The sequence below is a fragment of the Pedobacter alluvionis genome, assembly GCF_003664035.1.
GTDB lineage: Bacteria > Bacteroidota > Bacteroidia > Sphingobacteriales > Sphingobacteriaceae > Pedobacter > Pedobacter alluvionis.
Genome location: NZ_RCCK01000016.1, coordinates 154839 through 179320, shown reverse-complemented (window position 1 = coordinate 179320; position 24482 = coordinate 154839). Strand labels below are relative to the sequence as shown.

18 protein-coding genes and 1 pseudogene are annotated in these 24482 nt (G+C 40.6%); 6 read left to right on the top strand and 13 right to left on the bottom strand.

Annotated elements, in window-relative coordinates:
• Positions 1 to 678: 678 nt before the first annotated feature.
• The 11 genes and pseudogenes from BCL90_RS24665 to BCL90_RS24620 form a co-directional block, all read right to left on the bottom strand.
• On the bottom strand, positions 679 to 1587 hold the full coding sequence (locus tag BCL90_RS24665) for a hypothetical protein (RefSeq protein WP_121287963.1): 909 nt from the start codon (positions 1585 to 1587) through the stop codon (positions 679 to 681).
• A 655-nt stretch (positions 1588 to 2242) separates the two neighbouring features.
• Complete coding sequence (locus BCL90_RS24660; protein ID WP_166792274.1) at positions 2243 to 2824, bottom strand: GNAT family N-acetyltransferase; 582 nt, start codon at positions 2822 to 2824, stop codon at positions 2243 to 2245.
• 582 nt (positions 2825 to 3406) lie between these two features.
• Positions 3407 to 3730 (bottom strand): hypothetical protein, encoded by a 324-nt coding sequence (locus BCL90_RS24655; protein ID WP_121287961.1) that lies wholly within the window; start codon positions 3728 to 3730, stop codon positions 3407 to 3409.
• A gap of 91 nt (positions 3731 to 3821) precedes the next feature.
• Positions 3822 to 4037: a hypothetical protein gene (locus BCL90_RS25465; RefSeq protein WP_134380771.1), complete on the bottom strand. Its 216-nt coding sequence runs from the start codon at positions 4035 to 4037 to the stop codon at positions 3822 to 3824.
• Positions 4038 to 4443: 406 nt separating this feature from the next.
• Entirely contained in the window at positions 4444 to 5469 is a 1026-nt protein-coding gene (locus tag BCL90_RS24650; protein WP_134380774.1) for a hypothetical protein, read from the bottom strand.
• A gap of 169 nt (positions 5470 to 5638) precedes the next feature.
• Positions 5639 to 7015: a hypothetical protein gene (locus BCL90_RS24645; protein ID WP_121287959.1), complete on the bottom strand. Its 1377-nt coding sequence runs from the start codon at positions 7013 to 7015 to the stop codon at positions 5639 to 5641.
• A 426-nt stretch (positions 7016 to 7441) separates the two neighbouring features.
• Positions 7442 to 10513 (bottom strand): TonB-dependent receptor, encoded by a 3072-nt coding sequence (locus BCL90_RS24640; RefSeq protein WP_166792275.1) that lies wholly within the window; start codon positions 10511 to 10513, stop codon positions 7442 to 7444.
• 307 nt (positions 10514 to 10820) lie between these two features.
• Positions 10821 to 11849, bottom strand: a complete 1029-nt coding sequence (locus tag BCL90_RS24635) for a FecR family protein (protein WP_121287957.1) — start codon at positions 11847 to 11849, stop codon at positions 10821 to 10823.
• Between the two features lie 594 nt (positions 11850 to 12443).
• A complete protein-coding gene (locus BCL90_RS24630) occupies positions 12444 to 13055 on the bottom strand; it encodes an RNA polymerase sigma-70 factor (protein ID WP_121287956.1) in 612 nt (203 codons plus the stop codon).
• A 64-nt stretch (positions 13056 to 13119) separates the two neighbouring features.
• Positions 13120 to 14526, bottom strand: a complete 1407-nt coding sequence (locus BCL90_RS24625; protein WP_121287955.1) for a S41 family peptidase — start codon at positions 14524 to 14526, stop codon at positions 13120 to 13122.
• A gap of 256 nt (positions 14527 to 14782) precedes the next feature.
• Positions 14783 to 15274 (bottom strand): annotated as a pseudogene (locus tag BCL90_RS24620) (TraM recognition domain-containing protein); the annotation flags it as partial.
• A 198-nt stretch (positions 15275 to 15472) separates the two neighbouring features.
• On the opposite strand from BCL90_RS24620, the gene BCL90_RS24615 reads away from it, so the two are divergent.
• The 3 genes from BCL90_RS24615 to BCL90_RS24605 all read left to right on the top strand — a co-directional run bounded on the left by BCL90_RS24615 (position 15473) and on the right by BCL90_RS24605 (position 17808).
• Entirely contained in the window at positions 15473 to 15745 is a 273-nt protein-coding gene (locus BCL90_RS24615) for a hypothetical protein (protein ID WP_121287954.1), read from the top strand.
• A 348-nt stretch (positions 15746 to 16093) separates the two neighbouring features.
• Positions 16094 to 16555, top strand: a complete 462-nt coding sequence (locus BCL90_RS24610) for a hypothetical protein (RefSeq protein WP_121287953.1) — start codon at positions 16094 to 16096, stop codon at positions 16553 to 16555.
• Positions 16552 to 17808: a hypothetical protein gene (locus BCL90_RS24605; RefSeq protein WP_121287952.1), complete on the top strand. Its 1257-nt coding sequence runs from the start codon at positions 16552 to 16554 to the stop codon at positions 17806 to 17808. Before BCL90_RS24610 ends, BCL90_RS24605 begins: the two co-directional genes overlap by 4 nt.
• Positions 17809 to 18184: 376 nt before the next feature.
• On the opposite strand, the gene BCL90_RS24600 is transcribed toward BCL90_RS24605, so the two are convergent.
• Together BCL90_RS24600 and BCL90_RS24595 are read right to left on the bottom strand one after the other, a co-directional pair.
• Positions 18185 to 18736 (bottom strand): hypothetical protein, encoded by a 552-nt coding sequence (locus BCL90_RS24600; RefSeq protein ID WP_134380777.1) that lies wholly within the window; start codon positions 18734 to 18736, stop codon positions 18185 to 18187.
• Between the two features lie 523 nt (positions 18737 to 19259).
• Positions 19260 to 19595 carry a hypothetical protein gene (locus tag BCL90_RS24595; protein WP_134380779.1) on the bottom strand — a complete coding sequence of 112 codons (336 nt, stop codon included), beginning with the start codon at positions 19593 to 19595 and terminating at the stop codon, positions 19260 to 19262.
• Between the two features lie 78 nt (positions 19596 to 19673).
• On the opposite strand from BCL90_RS24595, the gene BCL90_RS24590 reads away from it, so the two are divergent.
• The 3 genes from BCL90_RS24590 (at position 19674) to BCL90_RS24580 (ending at position 24276) form a co-directional block, all read left to right on the top strand.
• Positions 19674 to 21650 carry a PAS domain-containing sensor histidine kinase gene (locus tag BCL90_RS24590; RefSeq protein ID WP_121287949.1) on the top strand — a complete coding sequence of 659 codons (1977 nt, stop codon included), beginning with the start codon at positions 19674 to 19676 and terminating at the stop codon, positions 21648 to 21650.
• Positions 21651 to 21748: 98 nt separating this feature from the next.
• The gene (locus tag BCL90_RS24585) at positions 21749 to 22603 is read left to right on the top strand and encodes an AraC family transcriptional regulator (protein ID WP_166792276.1); all 855 of its coding nucleotides are present in this window, start codon (positions 21749 to 21751) and stop codon (positions 22601 to 22603) included.
• A 56-nt stretch (positions 22604 to 22659) separates the two neighbouring features.
• A complete protein-coding gene (locus tag BCL90_RS24580; RefSeq protein ID WP_121287947.1) occupies positions 22660 to 24276 on the top strand; it encodes a S41 family peptidase in 1617 nt (538 codons plus the stop codon).
• Positions 24277 to 24482 lie beyond the last annotated feature (206 nt).

Sequence of the window (24482 nt, the reverse complement as noted above, 5' to 3'; positions counted from 1 at the left end):
TTGCCATATTTCTCGCAAGCTGTTCGAGTTCGATAAACTTCTCAAGGAACTCTCCTCTAGAAAGGCTTTGTGATAAAGATCCACTTATTGATTCACCACTACTTTACTTGATAAGCTTTTTAGCTGCATTTTCAACTTTTTTTTCGGATTGACCATATCAATTACCAGCAAAACTGCCCTTAAAACAGTATAACCATTGAGAAGGGCAAAAAATAAAGCAAAAACAGGCAGAAAATACCCTGTATTCAACCCATTTAGAAATACCACTAACAGGCTTAAAATGATAGAAAATCCAGTCAGCTATAGCAAAAGTTGTAGCTTTTTAACGTGCTGGGCTTTAAAAAGCTATACATCTCCATCAAGGTTTCATCCCGATCCACTTGCCGATCTATACGGTCATGACTAAAAAAGAAGCCCGCGATATAAAACCAATAAATGCAGCGACTGCTTGTGCTGAGAGCTGAAAGTCCAGTAAATATTTTCAGCTGCTTTATATACTTCCATATAGCCCTATTTGTATTTTATTCTTCATTTTTCAGCTCAACAACTACTATCCCTCTGAGGTCTAGATTTTCATAGTTGTAATCTAGTTAAATATTTCTTCATCAGCTATTCTTAGCAGTAACACCATTTGCTACAGTTAGCCTATGTTGCCTATTGACCTTTGAAGTTCGTTATTTACAAATAATATTTTTTAGCTATTTTTTCAAGTTTTAAAACTTCAGCACTATCGCCCAAACGATACTCTTTAAGCAAAGTGAAATAATTTTTCAAGTATGAGGAAACTTTAGGTTTAGTTACTGCCTCTTCCATTTTCTTTACGTCAGTTCGTTGAAAGTCGTAGCCATATTTATTTAAAAAAATTATCAATGTCAAGTTAAGCAAATGAAGTCTATCCCAACGCTTACGGTTTTCGTCTGGAGAAGTTCCATCTAAAGCGACATATAGCTCTTTTAAGCAATCCTGTAAATTTGGAACCGCATCTGTATATTCAGAAAAAGATTTAATACCATTTTCCAAAATGATACAATCAGGAAGAAGTTCAAATACATTTCTAAAAAAATGGTCATCTGCGTAATTGCCATCTGCATTCTTTCCTTCTAGAAATGTCAAGTCGCAAAATATCTGAGGAAATACTTTAAGGAACTTAATAAATTCCATATCGTTTTTTGTAGCTATTGTTGTATCCAGAAAAATCATCTCTTTTTGAGTTTTCTTTATCCAGGCATAGACTGCAAGAAATCTGTAAGCGAAAGAATGAAAATAATAATGGTGGTTTGCAAAGTCTCCTTTGATATTTAGCCAGCCTTCTTTATAGCAGTTAGCAAAATTCCACATTCTATGATTTAGATCTTCACATGCTGTCAGCAAATGAACTTTATTTTTAGCTAAAACTTCTTTGATTTTTTTCTGTTGATCAAACTTATGTTCTATTTCAAGTTTTCGTTGCAACAGTTTGTTCTCAAAAATATTCTTGAGATAATTGGTTATTAAAAATGTTATTACCGAAACTACGACGCTTAAAAGCGCTATCTGAATGGGATTCAGCGTATAATGTTGAATAATGTTTTTTATTTCTTCGTCCATGAGAGGTGGTTAATAAGATTGTAAACAGTTCTTAAATATACATATAAGATATTGAATAACAATATGTATACCTTTCCTACCTGATACCTAAAGTGTTTATTTATGCTTTAAGCTTTTGATAAATTTGATATTTTAAGAAAGCGAAAATAGTTTAGTAAAAGCATGTGAACATGCGAGGCTCCCATAGCCATGTATTTCTCATATTGGCGTGTCTCCTATATAACTAGATTAAGCAGCAGCCGGAACTATAAAGCCGTAGTTGATAGCTAAATCCAGGTTCCCGTATATGGAATATATAATCACAAAGAAGATCAGGTAGGGCACTAATACAAATGAAGGCCCATATCAGGACATGCCTGCGTATTTCAACCAATTCTAATTCTTTGTGAAAATAAAAGGGAAAATAGAGGCCATGACAAACCCCGTTCCATAGACGGCCGTTCTGTAGCAAAACAGGCAAAGTGCGCTTAGGATCAGGAAAAAATGCGGCGGTAATGTTGTGGAGTAATAACAGGGATAACAGTAAAATATACCAGCCCCGGTGCGGATCCCCGGGCCGGTAAAAGTACCTGGCTAGCTGCCAGATCAGTAGTATCATCTCCAGAACGATAAAGACAAGCGTTAAGTTGTGTGTTTGGGATCCGAATACCATATCCTAACCTTTATCAGCTACACGTTTCAGAAAATAAAGGTTGTGACCCAACTCATACGTATTGTAGAGCATAAATCCAAAGCGTTCATACCAAGCTACCTGTGAAAATTCCGGGGTTTCCAGATATACCGGCAAGTTCTTTTTCTGCATTTCCAGTATTACATCCTGTAAGAGCCTGCTGCCATTTCCCAAACTCTGGAAACGAGGTGAAACTCCAAGCATCCAGATTCGGGCTACCACAGTTTTACCAAGCCTGGTTTTCGTCATACGCCTGTATTTTAGTACCCTTATGCAATTTCCCAGGCCGAGACCTTTCAGGATCAGTTGAATTTCCAGTGATATTGTTGTCAAGGTAGCCCTTTCCAGATGGGGATATAATACCAAGGCGCATGCCCTGCGGTCTTGGGATAAGAATACGTCCCCCTGCAAATGGCACCTATAAAATGCGTACTGCATTAGCATGCCAATGCGACTGATTCTGTTTTTACCTTTAGGGATCAGGTAATTTATAGTTTGGTTGTTTTCAAAAGAACGGGTCAGCAGTCCTGCTACCAGGTCTTTGTCTTCGTGTGTCGCTTTTATCATAACTGCCATCGCTTATAACCCTATTCCAAAACCAGTCAGATCAGGAAAAGGGTTCAGAGCTTTAAAATATATTTTATATGGTGTAGCGGTTATGCAATAGGCAGTTAGTATATTTACAAAGCGTTAGTATTTATAGTTTTAACAGGTGTATTCATCTTTCTTTTTATCCGTTTAATTTTAACAGCGACATGCTTAGCCAGGTGATCAGTGCATAAATAATTAAACCTAACAAGACAGTCACACAGCTCGTCCTTAACAGATACGGATTATATCTAAGGTCTTCCTGATAGCTACTTTCTATGTGGTCAGGCTGCATGCTCAATTATTATACCTACTGTTATCTCGGTCATTAAGACCAGCGTGGAGAGCAGCAGTCCGCCTTTGCTAAGCAAAAAGCGGTTTACCGGCTCTTTATAGGAGCTGTTATAAAAAAAACTCCGGGAAGCTTGCAACTGGTCGAAAAAGGTAATCCCGTAGAACTTTCGGTCAAAGTGGTTTGAAAGTATCAGGACAGATAGACTTAGCAATGTTAGTATGATGATGGCGAGGTCAGTTGACTGCATATTTGTAAATAAAAAATAATCATGTTCCATAGGAGAGCCGGATATTTTCTGCAAGCAGTCCATAAGCAGGTTGTTTTGTCCGGATTTCCCTTTTCAGTTCTTTTAATTTTCTCGTCAAAAACTGCGCTTTAACATGGGCATAGAAGTCTTCGTATTCAATTACCACTTGCTCCAGATCGGCCAGCTTTTTTTGATAGTCGCTGTACACATATTCCAGTTTTTTTTGGTAATCAATGGCCTGTTGGATGCTTTCTTTATCCTCCTGTTCGTTCTCTAATAAGTTTGACAATTGAACCAGGGCGTTTTGTAGCTGTTCGTGTTTGCCTTTATTTACACCCTGCATAAGCTTTTATTTTCATATTAATTGCTTTATAATCTGCGCTAGATTTTTATCATTATTGATTGCATAATTCCGTTATTTAGAATGCGCTTTATTAACGAAAAAGCTTCTTCAACTGAGTATTCTGATCGTTTTTATCAGAAAGCAGCGGAGGATGACCGGCTTCCCCCTTCATTATTTCTTTAATCACTAAGCTGATCAGCCGACCTGTTTCTTCATCGTCCGGCACTTGCATATGCTGCTGGTCATATCCAGCCCTTATCAAAGTTCTTTTTAAATAGGTGCTGACCTCGTTAAGTGAATTCTTCAATATCAACTGATCTTTCTCGGTAATATCCTTCCCGGCATCTATTACAGATGAAAGCTTCCAACAGGCAAGTTCATCAACGAATGCGTTGACATCGGGGGCGAGATTATGTGGGTAATGTTATAAGTTCCACCATCCTTCTCAAAAGAAAACCCGGCAAATAATCTGCACCCGCCGGGTCACCAAGACAGGGTTTTATAATAGTCGCGCTCCCGTGGCGTTCACGTCCTTTCCTATGGATTCGGCATGAAACGTTGCCAGCCCAACACGGTTTGTACATTGTCGGAACTTTTTTAAGGGGCATTCTGACATAGTATCCATATGCGTCAAACACCCGGGAAGAGCTGTTGTATTTCCGTTGCGTTCCCCTTTAATATTTTGTTTTAATTACTTGCAATATGGATCTCAATTATTGAAAATATTCTGAAAGATCCTGAAAGATCGTTCCATATACGGCCCTAAATCGAGTGGGGCTTCTAATAGATCTGGATGTGGGCCCCAACAAAAGCAATTTTGAAGCACCGGGTTCAAAATATTTAGGCCCAGCTATAGTCCCAAAAACCAATTCCCCGTAATAACCCATGCTTTGCTTAGGGGGAGAGGTAGCCTCGGAGGGAAAGTTGCTGTAAGGTATCTCATGAGTTCCTTTTTTGCAGATGTCAAAAGTGTAAAGGGAATTTTCGTCTGACAAGGATGGTAATTCGAAATCCACGAAACGGCCGTCAGTCGGCATCGTGATCCGGATATTTGGGTCTGTTACAACCCCGTCCGTATTACGAATATAAAATACGAGATCCAGTTCTGCATCACCGGAAAATGTTGGCGGCAAAGATCCTTGAAAGTTAGGGTTGAACTGTGCACTAATAGCCATATTATTTGGGTTGGCCGGAGGACTTAATTTTACGTTGTCTACTATTTTCTCTCCATCAAAAAAGAAATTTAATGATTGCCCGGTGGCTGGTGAAGCGTTGATCACTTTGCTAATCAACGGAACTGTTTCTCCTTTTTTGCGCACTTCGAACATCCTGCTTTGGCCTTTGTTTATCAGAATGCTAAAAGTGTTTTCTATTTTCAAGGAGCCTTCGCCTTTTACTTGCCCATCTAGTAAAAATTCCAGTTCGCCAGACGTTGCATATCCTTTGATATGATAACTTACGGCACCATCATAAACGCCAGTACCATCGTAGTAAATGCTAAAGGATTGGTTAAAAAGAGCAGGCGAGATCTTCCAGGACTCTAGCGTAATTGATGAACCCTTCTCCCTTATTAGAATATCTGCAGATTGTCCGGCAACGTTCAACAATACTGTCGATTCAAAGCCACCTGATGCTTGAGAACCAGATGCGATTATGCTATCCCTGAAAACGAATTCAAGATCTTTTGAAGTACTTCCACTGATTTTTACTTTAACAATCTGAGGTGTTACTGGTTCCAATGGTTCCGACTTTTTACAGGAGTTCGTAAGTAAAGTGAAGCAAACTACGATAAAAATGTAATAAAAGGTATTTTTATAATTCATAAAATGAGAAAAACTTTAAATAGGATGCAGGCAAATAACCTGCATCCCGAGATTGAACAATTGACTATAATTAAAAACTTACTGCCTAAGGAACAACCGGATAAACATATTTAGCCCAAGAATACGATGTTGGAGCAACAAAGCCTGCAACATTATAGAAAGGCTGAGTACTGATGCTGAAGCCTGGAGCTGTAGCAGCAGCTGGAGGGAAAGTGTTTCCACCATCATCTGTAATGGTACCAGAAGCTGCGCTAACTGCTGATACAAACCCAAACACAGAACTGGTTCCTACCAATGTATTGGCAGCAGTAGCATTCGCATCGATTCTCAATCCGATGTTATATCCAGTTACTTTTGAATCAAACAGCTCTAACTCAGCACCTCTGCGGACAGTGATACCGTTTTTGAAACCTGGTGCAGTTATTCCTGAAAGATCCTGAGTACCTACAATCCTAACGTTACTAAAGATAGGGTGAGTAACCGGAGAAGCTGTAAACGTTGCTGGGTTGTTATCTATTTCCGCACCATTAGAATCGCTGGCACCGCTGCTTGCACTGTGAGTAGAAGTTTTGTTTGCGATAGCAAATGAATTAGCTAAAGTTCCTTGGTAACCCAAATCAAAATCAAACTGGTCATCATCATTTGACAAGGCAACAAGGTCAGATGTACTTACAGTTCCTCCGAAAAATTCGAACCCATCATCCAATCCCCAAGCAACTTCAACATTGTTGACTTGAGTAAGTGAACCTACACCACCTAAAGTTAAACCATTTACCTCGATGTTAGCTGCAAGTTGGAAACCAGCATACTCAATACGCACGTATCTGAATTTACCACGGTTATCTAAGTTATCTGTACCTCCATAGATGAAACGAGGGTCTGTAGCTGGTAGGCCTTCAATGTTATTTGTGCCGGTTGCTGTGTTGACCCTGGCATCACCCAATATAATTATTCCACCAAAGTCACCTGGTTTTGGAAGCGGTGAAGCAAGCCCGTCTAATTCATAACGGCTGGTGAATACAATTGGATTTGTCGGTGTACCCTCAGCATCGATCGTTCCATCTGTAGCAATCACGAGGACACCATTTGCAGGTGCACCAGTTCCAGTAGGATTTACTGATGATTTAATAAAAGTTCCGGGATCAATTTCTAAACTTCCACCACCTCTAACTGTCACAACACCATTAATCTCATAGGTATTGGCAGCAGTCCAATGAACAGCGGTAGTAATATCGCCGCTAACAACAACAACCGGTCTGCTTACTATTGTAGCGTTATAATCAGCAGAGGTACTTCTGTTACCAAAGCTGTCAGAACCGCTGTTTAAATCTTTTTTGCATGCAGTAAGAGAAGCTGCACCAAGTGAAAGAACAGCGACTGTTCTTAATGAGTTTTTTAGTTTTTTGGCTGGCTCAACTATGTTATTCTTAACAAAGGAACCGATGTTGATTTTTTTTAACATTTTTTATCAATTTTGACAGGATGATTGATTATTCCTGGCTGTTTATAATAACATTACTTTAACTGTGCTATATACCGCTGTTGAAATGATAATTTCCTTTTGTGAGGAGTCTCATTTTTAAATTGAGAGATTAAAATGTCGCCAGCACTGATATTGTCACATAATTTTTATATCTTCGGAGCCAATTAATTTTGACTTAAAGACTTGCGTTTCCTGCCCTTGGCAGATTAAAAACAAGATTTACATATTATTTCGGGTTTAATCCTGATTTGCCGTCGAATAAGATCGGTTATTAAGCGAGGGGCTGGGTTGAAAGCTGCCCTTCGTTTTTTTATGGCCGGGTGGTCAGGAAACCATACTTTTAGGTTTCCTCCTTTCTTGTTAAAAATTGTTCAACTTCTATATCTACATTCATTATGTATTCCCTTAAAATGTATAGGTTAGTGAGGTACTATATGTCCGACCGAATTTCTGGCTGAACATGATCTGATCTCCTTCTTCATATTTATCGGAAAACCCGGGTTTTAAACGTAAGGCATTACTCACATCGCCAGATACACCGGGAACATAGTCTGGGTTAGTTTCATAACTGTTAGAGTTTCTATATAAAGTTGAAGCCTGATTCAGAAGATTCCCTGCGTTTATTTTTATCTCCAATTTATTCTTTAAAAATCGGTAACTTACCTGTACATCTATCTGTGCACGAGGCCTTTCGTATTCCACAAAATCCGACTGTGAGCTTGCCAGATAGGTCTTTGTCCCTGATTTATTGTACATTAGATTTAAGCCAAGGTGCTGTCCCGTATATTGCATTCCGCCGTTTATCATATAGGGTGTCTGCCCATACATTGAGCGGTTCTGTTTGCTGGAAAGCTCGAGTGGCGGAAGATCCGGATTTGGATTATTTTCGGTAAAAGTACTTTTAACTTCGGATTTTTGTAGAGTTAGGTTACCGAAAAGGCTTACATTTCGAATAAGTTCCGAATCAAAAATAAATCCTAAGCTCTTGCGCAGTTCCAGCTCTAATCCATAAACTTTGGCATAATCAGAACTCCTTAAGTAGTATTGCGGTTCACCGCTTCCATTAGGAAACACAGTCAGCTCCGCAGGTTTATCAAATTTTTTGTAAAACCCGCCAACCGAAAGGATCTCACCAAGACCAGGAAACCATTCTGATTTAATGTCCCAGCTATTGATGCGCGTACTGAATAGACCCTGATTACCATATTGAGCCCCCAAATAGGCGCTGTAACGAAAGAATTGGCTATTGTCCATCATCTCAGGACGAACAACACTACTTGAATAAGCAGCCCTTAGGTTTAGCGAAGAAAATGGACTATATGTTACATTAGCAGAGGGCAGCCATTGCCAACGGGGATCAGGTTTGATACTAAAGACGCTTTCCTTTGAATTACTTCCATTGTTGATTTCCGTATATTTATAATATTCAGCTCTTAAACCCCATACTATGCGCAGTTTATCCATCAGACGGTTGTCAAACATGACAAAGCCCGCATGATTACTGCTTCTACCGGAATAACTGTCGGCATATATTGGTATAAACTTAAACCCGTTTGGCCCAAGGTTTTCAGGCTTGATCATTTCGCCAATGGGAAGGTAAACTAAACTGTCCGTTAGCGTAGCAAAATTTGCTACAAAAGGTACAATCTGCCAGTCAAATTCTGCCTTTTTCCGATTTCCAAAATAACCTGTCTTCATCGTATTCCTTGATTGTCCGAGATCAAATGGAACTGTTGCGGCGATATCCCACGAATAATGCTGTTCTTTATTGTGATAGTACTGTCTTGAGGTAGGATCAATACGCGGTTCCGTGGTGTTACCGAATATGTAAAAATACTGATATTCCGGCCCAACTTTCCTCAATGCCTTTTCAGCGATACCCAAATCCTTCTCCTCTCTGTTAACCGTTGTTCTGGCAAAATCCCATTCGATTTTTAATTTCTTCAATTGATGTTGACCACTTAGCTTATTTTGAAGAAGATCGGTAAAAGCGGGATCGTCAGCTTCCTGAATACGGTTAGGAGGTAATGTAACAGGATCAAAAGGTTCAGCGTTGTCATTATAGCCTGTAATGCGTACCAATGTGTTGTCATATAAATGAGTATATGTATTGCGCAAACTAAAGCGGTTTTTACCTAGTTGTAAACCAAAATTAAGCAAGCCGCCAAGAGTCGTATTAAAACCATAAGACTTCCCTGTATTATTGGTTAGGTCGTACCAGGAATTACTTCTTGTCTGTTGGTTAATCTCATTAATATTTTGGGTATTCCGATAACTTAAAGAACCAGTAAAGCCAAATTTATTGGTACTTAATGTATCCAATGCCAACAAACGGCCCATACTGAACTGATAATTCTGTGAAGGAGCCGCCTTATAGTTATAAATCGTGAAATTGTCATTAGTGAATTTTTTGCTTTGTTCGGTGACAAATTCCTCCGTTGCACCCTGAACTGGCACCAAATTTTTCGGAAATTTGCGCCTACCATCATCAAAACCTAAGTAATCATACTTCCCCCGTTTATGGCTCAAAAAATCCTTCCCTGTAGTTTGGTCATTGTAAGAAGCCCCGGTAGTAAAGCTCATAAAGTTTTCATTCGGTATATCTTTTGTGTTGATCTGGATCAGTCCACCACCAAAACTGGCATTCATATCCGGGGTAACCGTTTTGCTTACCACTACGTTATCTACCAGGTTAGAAGGGATCAGGTCAAAAGAAAAATTCCGGCTCTGCGCTTCGGTACTGGGCAACACAGTTCCGTCTAACATTGCGGAATTATAGCGTTCGCCAATACCCCGGACCAAGATGAATTTATTATCCACCGTACTCACCCCACTGATCCTTTTTAAGCTTTCTCCGATGTTCTTATCGGGAGTTCTTGCGATCTGCTCGGCACTAATACCATTGCTGATTTCGGAAGCGTTTTTTTGTTTAGTCAAAAGGCCCGCAGTCGAGGCTTTTTTATAGCCTGCCGTGACCACTACTTCTTTCAGTCCTTTGGTATCAGGCTTAAGAGAAATTTCCAAAGGTGTATTTTTGCCCTCTTTTACTACGACACCAGTTATTCGCTGGGTCTGAAAAGAAATATAGCTTACTTCTACTGTATATGTTCCCGGATTGACACTTAACGTATAACTTCCATCTACTCCGGTCTGTGTACCTGCACCTGTTTCGACTACCTTAATAGAAGCACCAGGCAGGGTTTCTCCCTTTTCATCCACAATTTTACCGGAAATTTTTCCCGGTTTTACAGGATCCGGCAGTTTATATAAAATGATCGTATTGTCATCAATATTCCTGAAACCTACACGTGTGTTGGCCAAAAGCTTCTTTAGGGCATTTTGAAGGTATTCGTCTTTAAATTCCACGCTAACTTTCTGGCCCGCATTAAAAATCAATTTGTCATAATTTATAATACAGTCAGCTTTATGTTGTAGCTCGGTAATTGCTTGCGGCAATGTCACCGAATTTAGTTTCATGCTGATTTTTTTGTCTGCGGCCTGGTTTACAGTTGCGTATACTGATACTGGTTGGAATAATACAAGGGGCAGCAGGCACAATGCTGACATTGCCCTGAACCTTTCAAGGAAAAAATACTTTAGTATATCGAAGTATGAACCTATTTTCATAGGTTTATTGTGTTTTTTAATTTTCACGAGTTAAAAACATTTTTTTTTACGGCCGCCCTGTTGACGCAGGGCGGTTTTTGTTAAAATTTATTTGCTATACTTATTTAGGCCAGCTTAAAAGCTTTATTTGGCGCGGGTTCCTTAAGTAATTAAATGATCATTTACAGTCCTCCCCCCATACAGTAATTAGTGTGTCCTTGGTTATTTTATAGTGTATATTATCTCCACTCATCATCCGTACCTGTTCCATTACCTCTTTAATGCTTTTCTGATTGAATGTCGCATTAAACTGACGTCTGCCTGCCAGGCAAGGCGACTTCAGCTCAAACCGCACCTTATAGTACCTTTCCAATTTACTGAGCATGGTAAAGAGGTTATCATCCTTAAAAATAAAGCGGTTTGTTGTCCAGCTGTTGATGTCTCTGGCTTTCGCCGTGCCGACCACATACCGCTGATCTTTGTTATAGTAATCGAGCTTCATGCCCGGAGTGAGCAGGGACAATTTTTTTAATACGCCTTTATCACTTTCAGATACACGAACTTTACCCGTCCGCACCGCCACACTGAATATATTATCGGAAGGGTAGGCAGTGATGTTAAAGGAAGTGCCTAAAACCTGGGTTTGAATGTTGCCTGAGTGAACAACAAAAGGACTAAGTATATCACGTTTTACTTCAAAAAATCCTTCTCCTTCCAAGCGGATATTACGATGATGGCCTTTAACAAAACGTGAAGGCCATTTTAGTGTAGAGGAGCCTCCCAGAAATACAACAGTACTGTCTGAAAGAAGAATCTTTACTTTTTCTCCCTGAAGCGTAGTCAGGCTAAGCATTTTAATGGCTTCTGCTGGCTTCACCTGATTTCTCTGGTAGCTGTACCAGCCTAATACAGCTGAAAAAACAAGGGCAATCGACGCAGCATACTTTAGTACCTGAAAGCGCTGACTTTTCCGTTGCTGTCTTATAGTCGCTTTCGCTAATATTTCTCCAAATTCCAAATCTACTTCTGAAGAGTCCTCCCGTACTGAAGCTTCTTTACTCCAGGCTTCTTGTATCAGGTCAGAAAACTGACTGTCATCACTTTTTGCACTATCCAGATAGCGCAGCAATGTTTCCTCCTGCTGCTGGTCTGCTTTGCCTTCCAGATAGAGTTTAAACAGTTTTCTTATTTCTTCGTTATTTTTCACTATTCAGTTTTGTATTTTAATTTAATGATGTCGTATATATGTGGTACGACTGAGATCGCCCCTATACCCATCCGGTATTGCATTTTATTTTAAAATAATTGTAATCAATTCATTTTCAGCATTATAATTTTCAACTTATATTTAAAAGATGCTTACGCTTGATGATGTTTCTGTAGCTTCCATCTCTTATATATATGTATTAAGAATGAAACCGCCTATATACCTATCCGCTTTTAACAAAAATTTTTAATTAACTCATTTACAGCTAAATAATTTTAGCAGCTACGATGAAAAAGGCGCCTATCAAGGCTATGCCTGTCTACGTACAAAAACGCAGGTGTCTTGAAATGTGGGACTGGAAGCAGCCACCAAGCCTATAGGCAAATCTTTGATAATTAACAGGCAATTATCAATTACTTAAATGACAGTGTAGTTGGGATATGCTGTATATGTTGACTGGCAATTTTTGGGTGTAACCTGAAAGTAGCGGGTCCGCAACGCGCCAAACTAGGGTGTCGAGATCTTAAAACACAAATTGCCCGTAAGGGCAAATAAAAAAAGATCGAGGATGGGTTATTGTCAGCGCAGAATGAACTAAAGATATTCGGGAAGAAGTGACCGAAATAGCAGGAATGCCATTAGCACAGTTTCAGGAGATAGGTGTTTGAAATAGCCGCGGATGTGCCCGATTGACTTTGTGATCTGATTATTGACCGTCTTTTTTGAAATGTGCATGTGATCAGAGATTTCCTTATGTGACCACCCGTTGTTCCGGCTTAACAAATAGATTATCTTAGCCTGTTTTGGTAAGTTCTCAATAGCCAGTGATGCGATCTCTCCGCAATCTTTAAAGTTTATGTAGTGATCCGTTGAAGAAGTGCATGGTTCCACCTGAAGCTCCCGCTCCACATAACGGGACTGACTTGCCTTACGCTTTAAGGAATCAAGAAACCTGCTTCGAACCATAATAAACAATAAGGCTTCCGGTTGCTTATCGGGATCTATTTTTTCCTTATTTTCCCAAAGATTGACAAATATCTCCTGGGTCAATTCCTTTGCTTCTTCCTGATCCTTCAGAAAGCGGTAAGCAAAACCCATCACCTTATTTCGGTTCCGGCGGTAAAATTCATGAAAAGCTGAATCATCTCCTGAGCGTACCAGCCCAAGCATTTGTTGATTAGTTAGGTTTTCCATGTGTTGTTTCATAGGTGATGAGGTTAACGGTGGAAAGTTACCAGCCTAATATTAACTAAGTATTAAATAATCAAGATTATCTATGTGTAATAACTATGCTATTTTCTGTCGCTAGTAGGTGTGTATTGGTTAACACACTACCTATCTTAAATGCACCAGCCCTATCTTGCTTTAAAGCTGACAGTGCCACCTTCGTTTTACCAGTAATTCTGGATAATGCTGCTTTTATTAGCGGATCATTTACATCCCCAAAAGGTAGTAAAGGAAGCGTTTCCAGTTCATTAACGCTGATGTCTGGGCCGATCCCGTTACTATACCCACCATTACCGGCAGCATTGAATAATTTATAAATGATTGGATGCATTTCCCAATCTACCAGTTTTGGCTTGCGATCATCAAAGATTCTAAAAGATGCCTCATCTTTACCCCTTGTCTTTTCACCGATCAAAATGACCTGTATGTACGGTTTCAGGTTGTTGATCATTACCTCTGATGCCGAAGCTGTAGCTCCAGTGCCCAGTATATACACTTTGGTCAATCCCAGATTATTCTGCAAAAGCGTGCTAAAATTTACGGTTCCGTCAAATGTTGCGGCACTTCCTATAGACTCTGTTCTTGTCCCTCCGTTTTTATTGCCTCTATATGTTATGAATGGTTTATCGTAAGGGAGCCCTGCAATGAGCGTACATAATCCAGCCGCCTCTGCAACTTGTCCCCCTCCATTATAGCGCAGGTCAAGTATCAGATCTGAAATACCACTTCCTTTAAAATTTGCAAAAACATTAAGCAGGGAACCGGCAAGGCCTGGATTGAAAGTATCAAAATTAAGGTAACCAATTGTTCTGCCCCCACTTTCTAATATGCGGCTAATCTCGCGCTGGTCTAATATTACACCCGTTGAAACTTCCACCGAACGCGTATCTACCAAAGAGTTGCCAGATAGTTCGGCCAGACCAAGGCTTACCTGATTTGAAGCCAGTAGCTCCGCCTGTAGTGTTTCTGCATTTGCTTCGCTAAGCAGTTTTCCGTTGATTTTTCTTATAAGATCACCTCTTTTTAATCCGTTTCTAGAGGCTGGTGACTCACTTAAAACCTGCCTGATGACGCCAATTACTTGTCCTGTATTCAATTCTTTGACCGTACTATAATCAAAGCCATATTTGCCTCTACTGCTTGGGGGGTAAGACGCGGGGTCGTTTGGCAATATGATATAGGAGAAGCGATCCGAACCGCTGCGAATTGAGGTGAAAAATTCCTTCGGCGCAATGCTAAGGTTTGGCTTAGCTGGAAGTGATTCCGTCCAGTAATAATAACGTTTCAAGCTGTCTAATATCCAGGTATTGATGTTTTCGTTGGAGCCGACTGGATAATCCGGCCTGGTATTTTTGTCTTTTTTACAAGAGGTCTGAATGACTACCAGGCAGGCAGCCATACACATCCAATTCAGACAGCTCCTTTTAGAGATATGTAATGTACTTCTCATAATGGCTTAATTAGGATTTACTTGTAAAAGTAACACACTACTGTTAACAAATAATTAAGTTTCCACCTTGTATACTGACATGGAAACGAATAAACGATGCAGGTCAGGCAGCTTAAAGCAAAGGAGCGAATTACATTGACAAGGCCTGATCGGGCGCTTGTTGCCCATCGTCCTGCTGCTTTTCCGGTGCATTTGGATCCTGGCCATCCAGTTCCGATGCTTCCTCTGCCGCTTTCTGCTCGGAGTCCCTTACGGCCTATTTTGCGCTTAACAAATCAAGCTCCGTCCCTATCAGTTCGTCAACTTTCCGTTTTATCTTTTTATAGTTCTCACTAATGTCCTGTTCAATTTTCCCGAAGCTGTCCGAAATGTTCTTTGCCGTTCCCCCGGTCACCTGCCCGCTAATGACGTTACCTACAATGCCAGTAATCACTTCCGCCTGTTCTGCGCCGTAATCCTTTTTCAGCTGACTAAAGTCCTGGACGGCAATCGTCGTAGCCACTTTATTGCTCCTTGCCGTTGCGATCAGGCTGTCCATATTATTGAAATAAATGGTCGGGAACTCATCAAATACCAGACTGCTTTTCTGCTGCCCCTTGCGGTTGACCAGCTTAATCATCCTGGAAATGTAAAACGAAATCACTGCCCCGTAGATTTGCAGTTTCTGAGGGTTGTCGCCGATACTAACAATTTTCGGCTCTTCCGGATTATTCACGTCAAATGTAAAATCATTGCCGGATAACGCATACAGTTTGACAGCAAAAAGCTTGTTGAATGGGCAGTAAGTGCTTTAAAGCGGGGCTGTGAAAGTGAAAATCTTTTTATTTTGACGGGCCTGGATGATGAGCTTACTGAGGAACGGGAAAAATATTTCTGCAAATCAGTTCAAGACCTCTAAATTGAGGTAGAAAGAACCGAAGGCGAACTGATTTACTGTTATGCATTGATGATTGCAGGTAAGGCCATCAAAAAAGAGATCGGTATTGATTATGCTTTCAGCCAAATGTTCAAAATCGTTTATGCTTCTGACTATGAGTACCGCTACCCACCTTTTTTTAATATTAACGAGGATCTGGATTATATAAAGTATGATCATTCAGTTTGGATAACTTCAGGACTAACGGCTGAAAATTCAAAAGAATTTATCTTGGAAGAATTTAAGATCTTCGTTGAAATGGAACGCTTAATGATCCGCACTGCACAGGGCAATAAAGAATAACTATACTTTACGACAGGCTGTTTTTATACTTCAACAGTGTTCCGGCCGATAAAAGATCCATCAAAACTAACAGATCAATATCTGGCCGATGCTCTTTTAACTATTGTGTGAAAAGCTTACTAACAATCAAAAAAGGCTACTTACTACTATTCACTTCACTAAAAAATACCCAGTAATAGGTATTGATTGCGTAATGGTATACAGCTATATTTATTCCATAAAGTTGTCAGCAACAAACTTGTCGACAATAAATCAAACACCGGTGCATTATATTTTAACAGCATTTACCTTAAAATTGTGCTGCTTTTATCATCCTTAACTCTTTTATAACTTTTAAACGTATCTCTCATGCCTATTTTATCACAAAATACTATCTATCAGGATCTGCTGACTTCACTTGGAAAACTGGTTGATCCAAACCATTTCGGGTTTATCACAATAGTTGCCGATAGCTCTTATCAGACCGTTAGCTCGGCAACGTGGTTGCAGTCTGTGGTCAAAACAGACGCCCAGCTTGCTCCCAAGAAATACAGAAGGGATATTTTCGATTGCGATGACTATGTTATGTACTTAAAAACAAAAGTCAGCCTGTTTGCCGCCAATACTCCGGGAAACAATTATCCACTCTCTATTGGTTTTTTATTAACTACGCTCCATGCTTTCAATTTTGGGATTACCGATACCAGGGAGGTTTTTCTCCTGAACACACAGTCTGACGACCGCGATTTTTTAATATTCGATAATTTAAAAAAGGCCAGTGATTTTCTTTCCCTATCAAACCAAAATGCCATCAAATTTATATACATATGAAATCTATCTACGCTATCGCCATGCTCGGCATTACCCTTGCCAGTTGCTCAACATACCGTCTGGAGACCAGTCAGTTAAGCGGAAACTACACGCCTAATCTTGGGGAACTGGTGTACTTTTCGCCAAAGACTCTATTAAGTATCAAGGTTACTTACTTTAAAACCATTAAGATCAAATACATTGACGGGATCGGTACCGAGGAAGCTCCCGAATTTTCAATAAAAGATATCGAGGTCTCGCCGGTAACCGTAAATGATGCAGACAGACAATTTTTAGCAAAGGGAAACGAAAAGGCACTGTTCTTTATGCGCAACAATACCAACATCAGGCTAAGTGGCGCGGGGGTGTTGCAAAGTGTACAATCTGAACTTGAGGATAAATCCCTACAGACCTTTGAAAGTGTGCTGAAAGGTGCTGGATCGATAGTTAAAACGATCGCTATGGCAGGGACAGGAAACTCCGTGATGATTGGGAGCCTTAATAAAAAAATTACTGCTGCACAGACCAGACTCATCACTGCAATAGCAAAAAAAGACAAAAAACAGATCGCCGCAATCAAAGAAGAGATAACAGAATATTATGCCCTTTTGAAAGTACTTGAAGAAAAGAATAAAACAGTCGAGCAGATCACAGAGGTTTTGTATAGCCAGGTCATTGATCCCCAACAGGGTACACAGACTATAGATGGCCCAGCGACAATCACCGTCGACATCACAAGGCTCTCCTCTAGTAAAACTGCTGTAATCAAGACCAATTTTGATCAAACGACGAAAACAGTTCCAGGAATCTTATATACCGTTCCGGATTATTATGAGGTGCAGATGAAGGGAGTAGCTTATGGCAAAAACCAGATCGTATTTCGTCAATCCGTTGCGTTTCCACAGTTTGGAAGCCTTGCCTGTGTACCCGTTAGTTCAAAATCATTTACCACAAAGAAGACTTCGATTGAATTTGATCCCATAACAGGCACTCTGGTTAAACTGGATACCGAACATGGCGCGCCATCAGAGGCTTTAGCTAAAAGTTTCGAAAACAGCGCATCCATGATAAAGACTACACTATACGAGATGAAGTATGACCAGAAGATAGATCAGCTGAAGAAAGACAAGGAAATCAAAGATCTTAAAGCATCGCTTACCGATCAGTTACCTACGCCAAAAAGTAAGTTAGATAGTCTGCAAACCGACCTAGAACTTCTGAAAGCCCAGCTGGAGATCGAAAAAATCAAAAAGCAGATTAAAGAAAATCAATAAAGCCAGGGCCGTTGGTTCACCTACGGCAATTAAAGCAGGTTAACAACAAGTTGCTTAACGTTTTAATAAAAAGTGCAGGAAGTTGACACCGCCTGCACTCTATATTGAAAAATTGCTTTAAGAAAAACGATGCCAACTTAACATTTACTGCGTTTGGCAAAGCAGTATTATTAAAAAGTACCAGATTGGCTTCCACCTTTTTTTCTATAATGGAATAACTTTTTTTTTGTGCTTACTGGTATAGATTCATGGTTATTTGGGTAATCAGGATTTTTTCAAAAAAAAGTTTGATTTCGAAAGGTTGTTGCTTAAAAAATGTCGCTAGTAATTTTGATTTACCCAAATTGATCACACCCGAATTAAGCCATTACCTGTTTTATTGGGCCCAGTTTACCTGGATATTGTGCTTTTGAGCATAAGCCTTTCCTTTTTCCATTAAGGCATTAAAATGTTCTTCGAAACGTGCTCCATATTTTTCATCGATATTTTTAATGATTTCATCTTTGGCGCTTTGGCTGCCTTTACTATCGCACAATTTAGCGTAAGTAAGATATTCATTTTTATAAACAGGGATAACGAGCTCATATAATTGCTGGGAAAGGGCTTTAATTTCTTTTTCTTCTTCTCCTGAAGCTGAAAGTTTTTTCACTTTTTCTAGCGATTGTTCGAGGTATAATATTTTGTTATTGAGGCTAACTGCAGCTTCGTCACCTTTCTTTTTACTGGATGGAATATCAGGATATTCTTTCGTTTCATCGTTAATATGACGGGCCAGATCTTCGCTGGCAAAATCGTTGATCATATTAGTGTTAAGGATGGCGATGTCGAAGAAACGTTGAGGGGTTTCGGAGCAGGCGGAGAAAAAAAGAGTGAGGAGGATTAAAATAGCGAATCTTGATTTTTGGGATAGTGCTTGTAAATTGTTCATGATCTAAATGGTTTTCCTTATTAAATTTAAGCTTCGGTTGGAGCAAAGATTGAGCCGTTTTTGAGTTTTTACCATATAAAATATAAGCTCATTTAAGTACCTGGCCGATTGATCAGTCCAGAGACGGAAGTCTTGAATTGGTTTACAAAAGATATTTTTACCATGAACCCTGTAACCTGCAAAGGGCCTGAGACCCGAAATGTTTGCGCTTCATTGTAAGAGGATAAATTAGACAAGCCATTAAACCCCAGGATTAACGTGGTAAAACCGTTGGTTAGCGTGGTGAAATGGACATTAAGCACTTAAATAAATACTACCCAACCTGAGTTCAATTAATAACATGCCTTTAAAGATCTTCTGTAGATATTTTCAACTCAGCGTCGTCACCCTGATCCGATAGCTATTGGATTTATTTCAGGGTCTATCTAGCAGGAAAGATGCTGAAACAAGTTCAGCATGACGATCGCATTAGGAAAAAGAGACTAAAATTGATCACAACGGGTAAATATTAATCGAACTAAGGTTACCAAATAAAATCTTCACTCACGTGTAAGGAGATAGATTCGACCAGGCGCAGTAGCGAATCCTTTGCCGTATAAAAATATTCTGCATAAACCGGGAGCGCACCAACCGCCTTACGCTGCACAATAACAGGGTTTACAGTCGGATAACGGTCTGCAAGCGGATAGTACTCTTTAGAAAGCGATACATGGTAAGAAAGAAATTTTGCATCCGGATCTAGCTTCCTTTCAAAATCGATCACCTCAGAAATTTTACACTGTTTCGTCCAGTCATTTTCCTGAGAAAAGCCTGCCCTACCACAAAAAATCAAGGTGAGCGTTAAAAACATTATTTTCATCGCGTTAAGTTACAACACCAAACCCAATAGTAGAAAAGGAAGAAAAAATATGCCGTTTTTTTTATCTTTGGATTATCGATGAATGCCGAAGAAAGACCGCACGACAACTATTTTAGCGAAGAGATGATTATCCTGGCCCTCCAGTCCTCTCCAGATCCAACCGCCATATATACTGGTGAAGAAATGATTATCCGTTTTGCGAATGCAGGAATGCTTGCGCTATGGGGCAAAGACATTTCGGTGATCGGGAAACCGCTGATACAGGCAATACCCGAACTTGCAGGCCAGCCCTTTCTGCCCATCCTTGAACAGGTATGGCGTTCCGGCATCAGCTATTCGGTAGCGGATGCCCCTGCCAGGCTGATTAAAAACGGGATGCCGACAACGGATTACTTTGATTATGAATACAAAGCTTTGCTTTCAGCAGACAACAAAACCTGGTGCATCTTGAATACCGCCAAAGAGGTTACATCAAGAAGGGCGTACCTGGAGCGGATACAGCAAAAAGAAGAAAAAGAACAGGCGCTTATTGAAGAAATGGCTACCACCATGGAAGAGCTCACCTCTACTAATGAAGACCTTAACATTTCTATGAAATTGCTGGAGGAAAGCCGGGAACATGTGAAGACCATCATCGAACAGGCACCGGTAGGTATTGCGGTATTACAGGGGCCCGACCATATTATTGAAATGGCCAATACGGCGATACTAAAAACCTGGGGGCGCGAAGGGAAAGAAGTAATAGGACATGCCCATCATACCGCCAGGCCGGAGCTCAAAGGCCAGCCGGTAAACATGTGGCTGGATGATGTATATGCAACCGGAAAGCCAAAGATTAATAAGGAGTTTTTGGTAAAGCTCCGTGATGGAGGCGGACTGAGGGAGGCCATCGTAAACTCAATCTATCAGCCCATTATCTCTTCGGGTAAAGTTACCGGAATACTGGTTATTCTGGAAGAAATTACCCAGCAGGTGCTTGACCGCCGTAAAAATGAGAAAGACCAGCAGATGCTTACGCTGGCCATAGATGCGGGTGAATTGGCTACCTTCTATTATGAACCCGGGAGCAACCTCTTCTCTGGCAATGCCTTGCTAAAATCCTGGTTCGGACTTTCAGCCGAAGAACACCTGGACCTTTCACTGGCCCTCAGCTCCATCCATGATGAAGACCGAGAAAGGGTAACTGATGCGATAAAGGAATCGCTAAGAGATGGATCGGACGGACAATACTCTATCGAATACCGGATAAACAACCCACAGGAGCCGAGCCCCAGACTCGTACAGGCAAGGGGAAAAGTGTTTTATGGTCCGAACGGTAAAGCGGCCACCCTGAACGGTACACTAAGAGATATTACGGAGCAGAAAAAAGACGAACAGCGGAAAGACGATTTTATGGGTATGGTAAGCCACGAACTTAAAACGCCATTAACATCCTTGCAGGCTTATCTGCAGGTGCTCCAGCGACAGGCTAACCTTACAGATAACACCACTCAGCAAAACGTACTGGCCAAATCAATCAAACAGGTGCGCAATATGAATTCCATGATCAATAGCTTTCTGAATATTTCAAGGCTGGATTCTGGAAAAATGTTGATTGAAAAATCAAAAATCGACCTCCAGCAACTCTTTGCAGAGCTGGAGGAAGAAATGCTTTCCTCTATACATACCCATATCATTGTGTTCGAACCTGTGCAAGCGTTAACATTATACGCAGACCGCGAAAAAATCTCGCAGGTGATCCATAACCTGGTAGGAAACGCCGTTAAATATTCGGAAATGGGCACACGCATTACCATTGCCTGCTTGGCTATTGATCAAAACAGGCTGAAGTTAACCGTAAGTGATGAGGGTATAGGAATTGCAAGCGAAGACCAACACCTTATTTTTGAACGTTACCACAGGGTCCAGAATCCTCAAATCGGATCAATTTCCGGCTTCGGGATTGGTCTTTATCTCTGTCGCGAAATTATAGCGCTGCATGATGGCCAGATTAGCGTTGAGAAAAGTAACAGCGAAGGAACCACATTCAGCGTTGAACTCCCAATGGGAAATTAAGGCAAGAATATTAATTGGAGGTGATTGTATTATTGATTCGTGAGGCCAAATTCTATCTTTGTCGTTGTTAGCGTTATGAATCGCTAGAAAATATGCCCATGGAGACGATTATTTTAAGACCTGAAAATGAGCTGCTGAAAAAATATGTAGAATATTTTCTTTTTTTGAAAAAATCAGACCATAACCTGATCAACTACACCACTTTTCCCAATAGCAACCTTTGTTTGGCCATCTATAAACAGAATAAAGTGACCTATGTTAACGATGGTAAAAATAATATTTGTAGTATAGCTGTGGGGGAAAACAGATTTTCAAGCCGGATATATGGTTTTCATACCAGCCCCTTTAAAGTGAATCTACAAGGGGAACTTGACCAGGTCTGCATTATATTCCGCGCCGCTGCCCTTGGTGCATTTACAGGTGAGGGTCTGGATGGGATTGGTACCTCCGATCGGGCTGTGGAGGATTTTCTGCGGTTTAAAGATGGCTTTCTGTTAGAGCAGGTTTTTGATGAGCACCATCCGGTTTTGAGGGCAAGGCTGTTGGAAAAAGCATTGGTTGGAAAGTTTAACGACCGTATTCCTTACAGGCTACGGGAAGCGCTCGAACACATCAGACTGGCCAGTTATTCAGGTCAGGATACCATTATAGAGCTGCTCTGCAAGAAGCTGGGTATCAGTGACACCACGCTGTACCGCCTTTTCAAGACCCATCTGGGCCAAAACCCCCAGCAGTTTCTTAAAACCGTTCGGTTCAGGAGAGCATTGCCGGTATTACTCGGCAAGGAAGCCCCGCTTACTCAGATTGGTCTGGATCACAATTATTATGATCAGGCACATTTCATAAAGGATTTCAGGGCTTTTGCCGGGCTGGCTCCAAAGAAGTTGCAAGGAAAGGTATCTTTAGCCCAGGATCACCTAGCCTGGATTTTTGAAGAATCCAAACATGAATGATTTTTACAATTATTTGGCATAGCTAATGTATTTCTTTGTGCAAAATAAAGATTTTTATGCGCAAACTTATCATTCTCTCAGCGATCTGTTTTTTCACTTCGTGTGCCTTAAGAAATACTAATACGCCAGGCTTCCCTTTGGCGGGTCTGGAAACGGTTCCCCGGCTAAGCCACACGCAAATGTTGGAGGACCATGATTCACTAGTCTCCCTTATCCATCAGGTAAGCCCCGTTATTTATTTCAACAAAGAGGTTCGCGGAATAGATTTTGATCGTTATGCCCGCCGGTTAAGGAAGAGCATCACCCCTAAAACAACGATGGCAGATTTCCTGCATATTGTAGACATGACACTGAATGTGGCACAGGATGGGCATTCGGGCAGGCTTGGAAGCTGGCAGCTGAATATCATGAGGACCAATTGGATACCCAATGGAATCATCAAACATATTGACAGCATTTCTATGGTGTATGGGCATGCCTACGAAAAGTTTGCCAACCGTAATTTTACTAATAAGCTGGAGCTGAACCTGGTGTATACCGATGGGGATTATTATAACATGCTGCCCTTCTCCTACAAGGGTGTTAAATTTCCGGCATCAATGAGGCTCAGTAGCTGCAATGGTTTAAAGGTACATGCGTTTGTGAAAAAGCAATATGCCCATATTTCTCCGCTGAGATGGGACAGGGCCAACAGAAAGGTCTACCATGAGGCCTTCTACAAAGCTGCCGAATTCTTTAAAAGAGGAGGTCTTCGGTTAGTTTTTGAAGATAAACAGGGCAACAGGAGGCAACTAAATGTATCCCTGGGAGACACGGTCAGCTTCGGTAAAAAAATTCTGCACCCCTTTGGTTATAATGATGAATCAGTTCCCCTGACCACACATTACTTTGAAAAGGAAGGTATTTTTTATGCGAAAATGCCACAGATGGTGGAGGCTTATGGCGATTCCCTGGCAAAGCAGCTAAAGCCTTTTATCGAAAGAAGCATTGTAAAGTCTATAGTACTTGATATAAGGGGGAATAGTGGTGGAAGCGACAATACCTACGCTAATTTTTTAGGCCGGATTATGAAGGATACCCTGAAGCAGGATGTTGTAGTTGGGAGGAATTTCAGCCCATACAACCAAAAACAGTTTAATGTCAATGCAGATTCCGTAAAGAGTAAAAAGGGTTTTTCCTTCAACGTTGACGTAGCTACGCTTAAGCAGCCCAAGATGTATTTTATTTCCATTCCGAACTTTACCTTTGTACTGCCTGACAGCCTGAACTATAGCTTTAAGGGGAAGGTTTATGTGCTGCAGGACAGATATATCTATTCGTCTGCCTCCAACCTTTCCAATCTTGCAGCCAGGAATGATCAGCTGGTCAGCATCGGCGAAACACCAAATCTTTTGGGCGGACTTCAGACGAATCCTTCGATTCTGCAGTTGCCACATAGTAAGATTATTTTTAGGATCGAGCCACAGATTGATTTTACCGGCGCAAAATCAGCTGTGGATGCTTTTCAAAATCATGTGGAACATCCGGTAAGCTATACCATAGAGGAACTTTACCGAAGGGTCACTTCATCAGACGATATTTTTGGGCGCGAATTCTTATATGAAAAGGATCCTATGTTTCAAAAGGTGCTGGAACTTGAAGGGACTCAACTTAGAAACAAGCGCAGGCCATAGTGCACAGCAGATATTTTCACCCCAATGTATCTTGCTTTACACAGCGAATAGTTTGAATGACACAGCGCTTAGATACAGTAGGTAACTTTGTGGTGAATTCCTGATGCTTTTAGCAAAAAGGCTATTTCCCTAATCAATATGTTGTTTTAAGCTAATTAATGCTAAACGATAATTAGCTTAAAACTGTTATTAATTATGGGCTCCGT

Bases quoted from the DNA above. Each gene is read 5' to 3' on its own strand.
- BCL90_RS24590 (WP_121287949.1), top strand. From the start codon at position 19,674: ATGAATGCCGAAGAAAGACCGCACGACAACTATTTTAGCGAAGAGATG.
- BCL90_RS24645 (WP_121287959.1), bottom strand. From the start codon at position 7,015: ATGTTAAAAAAAATCAACATCGGTTCCTTTGTTAAGAATAACATAGTT.
- BCL90_RS24630 (WP_121287956.1), bottom strand. From the start codon at position 13,055: ATGAAACAACACATGGAAAACCTAACTAATCAACAAATGCTTGGGCTG.
- BCL90_RS24665 (WP_121287963.1), bottom strand. From the start codon at position 1,587: ATGGACGAAGAAATAAAAAACATTATTCAACATTATACGCTGAATCCC.
- BCL90_RS24660 (WP_166792274.1), bottom strand. From the start codon at position 2,824: ATGATAAAAGCGACACACGAAGACAAAGACCTGGTAGCAGGACTGCTG.
- BCL90_RS24580 (WP_121287947.1), top strand. From the start codon at position 22,660: ATGCGCAAACTTATCATTCTCTCAGCGATCTGTTTTTTCACTTCGTGT.
- BCL90_RS24585 (WP_166792276.1), top strand. From the start codon at position 21,749: ATGGAGACGATTATTTTAAGACCTGAAAATGAGCTGCTGAAAAAATAT.
- BCL90_RS24640 (WP_166792275.1), bottom strand. From the start codon at position 10,513: ATGAAACTAAATTCGGTGACATTGCCGCAAGCAATTACCGAGCTACAA.
- BCL90_RS24600 (WP_134380777.1), bottom strand. From the start codon at position 18,736: ATGAACAATTTACAAGCACTATCCCAAAAATCAAGATTCGCTATTTTA.
- BCL90_RS24610 (WP_121287953.1), top strand. From the start codon at position 16,094: ATGCCTATTTTATCACAAAATACTATCTATCAGGATCTGCTGACTTCA.
- BCL90_RS24625 (WP_121287955.1), bottom strand. From the start codon at position 14,526: ATGAGAAGTACATTACATATCTCTAAAAGGAGCTGTCTGAATTGGATG.
- BCL90_RS24655 (WP_121287961.1), bottom strand. From the start codon at position 3,730: ATGCAGGGTGTAAATAAAGGCAAACACGAACAGCTACAAAACGCCCTG.
- BCL90_RS24595 (WP_134380779.1), bottom strand. From the start codon at position 19,595: ATGAAAATAATGTTTTTAACGCTCACCTTGATTTTTTGTGGTAGGGCA.
- BCL90_RS24605 (WP_121287952.1), top strand. From the start codon at position 16,552: ATGAAATCTATCTACGCTATCGCCATGCTCGGCATTACCCTTGCCAGT.
- BCL90_RS24615 (WP_121287954.1), top strand. From the start codon at position 15,473: ATGATTGCAGGTAAGGCCATCAAAAAAGAGATCGGTATTGATTATGCT.